The 1,661-nt window shown below is 60.9% G+C and carries 4 protein-coding genes; all 4 read left to right on the forward strand.

The features are described 5' to 3' along the window. Nucleotides 1-194 (forward strand): hypothetical protein (locus HQK15_RS18175; protein WP_217361851.1); only part of this gene is annotated, 194 nt, incomplete at its 5' end. Between the two features lies 1 nt (nt 195). Continuing rightward, nucleotides 196-780: a hypothetical protein gene (locus tag HQK15_RS18180; RefSeq protein WP_173492922.1), complete on the forward strand. Its 585-nt coding sequence runs from the start codon at nt 196-198 to the stop codon at nt 778-780. A gap of 26 nt (nt 781-806) precedes the next feature. Continuing rightward, nucleotides 807-1,319 (forward strand): hypothetical protein, encoded by a 513-nt coding sequence (locus HQK15_RS18185; RefSeq protein ID WP_151038963.1) that lies wholly within the window; start codon nt 807-809, stop codon nt 1,317-1,319. 2 nt (nt 1,320-1,321) lie between these two features. Continuing rightward, nucleotides 1,322-1,661 (forward strand): hypothetical protein (locus HQK15_RS18190; protein WP_173492923.1); only part of this gene is annotated, 340 nt, incomplete at its 3' end.

The raw sequence follows: 1,661 nt of genomic DNA on the forward strand, positions 1-1,661 counted from the left end.
CGTTTGCTGCCGCTGCCTACACGCTCGGCAAGGACAGCCGCGAGGAAGGCTATTTCGAATACCGCCGGTTGCTGGACATCTACGAGCGATGCCTGCGAAACAACGTGTGGCCTGGCTATGCCGACAAGACCACCGAAATCGAAATGCCGCCGTACGCCTTCAATCCTCAAGAAGTGGAGTTCAACTATGTCTGACGTGACCGACCTGCGCGGCACCATCGTGCCGAAGTCGGACCAGCTCAATGCAGAGCAACTGCTGGCCGGCGACATGACCATCACCGTTACCGACGTGCGTATGGGCAGCGAAGACCAGCCCGTGATCCTGCACTACGAGAACGACATGGGCCGTCCGTACAAGCCGTGCAAGACCATGCGCAAGCTGCTGATCTTTGCGTGGGGCGAAGACGGCCGCCGCTGGATCGGCAAGTCGATGACGCTCTACAACGATCAGCAGGTGCGCTTCGGCGGCATGACCGTGGGCGGCATCCGCATCAGCCACCTGAGCCACATCGACCGCGAGATCAGCGTGTCGCTGACGGCCACCAAAGGCAAGAAAGCGCAGCACAACATCCTGCCGCTGGAGATCGTGACGCTGGCCGACGTGCTTCAGGCAATCGCCGCGGCAACAGACCGCAACGGCATGAACGCCGCCAAGGTCAAGGCGATGCAGCTCATCGATGAGAACGACATCAAGGAAGCGCAGGCCGCATACAACGCGCGCATGAAGGAGCTGCGTGGTACGCCGACGCAGACCGCATCTACCGAATCTGACGAGCAGTAACCCGCCACCACCACGGAGAAGCCCATATGTTCGAACTCACCAACCAGAAAGCCAAGCTCGACAGCGTGAACGCACGAGCGGAGATCCATGGCGAGGAACGCAAGCCAGCGTTTGACCTGAAATTCACCGTCGCCATGGGCAATGAGTGCCTGGCGTTCTTCGCACCCGAGCTGCGCAGTTGCCTCTACAAGAAGAGCGATGCCCAAGGCGAACTGATCGATGAAGACCGTGAGAGCACGCTGCGCTTTCCAAAGATGGGCAGCTTCAAATGGGACTGGGAAGGCGTGGGCTACACGCTGACGATTCCTTACGGCATCGGCGGCAGCAGTGACATCGTGGTCGAAGGGATCAGCATCGGCAAGTTCAAGGTCACGCCGCAGGAAGGCGGCACTGTTCTGGTCACGTTCACAGCCATCGCGCACCTCGACGAGAAAGTCGTCGGCCCGCTGTGCTCGCTGATCCAGCGCGAAACCGAGATCAGCATCGACCCGCCGCCGCCCAGCAGCGTGCAGGAACTGTTCGGTGAGAAGGCAGCGTAACCATGCAACCGGCCCACATTGCAGAACGCGCCCGCAGGTTGCACGAGGAGAACACCGCCAAGGTGCTCAATGCGTTGCTGGCTGCGGGCGATGGTGGGCTGACCACCGCTGAACTGATGGTGCTCACGGGGCTTTCTCGCACCTGTGTGCGACTTCGTGTACAGGCCATGCACGGCAAGCAGACGCGCATCTGCGACTACCGCGACATCAAGTATTCGCTGATCGAGGCATGGGGCTTGGGCAACGCGCCGGACCTGACGAAAGAGGAATGGCGCCGCCGTGCTGATGCCGATGCAGAGCAAGCCATGCTCGCCGACATCCATCGCAATCACGCGTGCTGGA

The sequence above is a fragment of the Aeromicrobium stalagmiti genome (assembly GCF_013283745.1).
Lineage (GTDB): Bacteria > Actinomycetota > Actinomycetes > Propionibacteriales > Nocardioidaceae > Aeromicrobium > Aeromicrobium stalagmiti.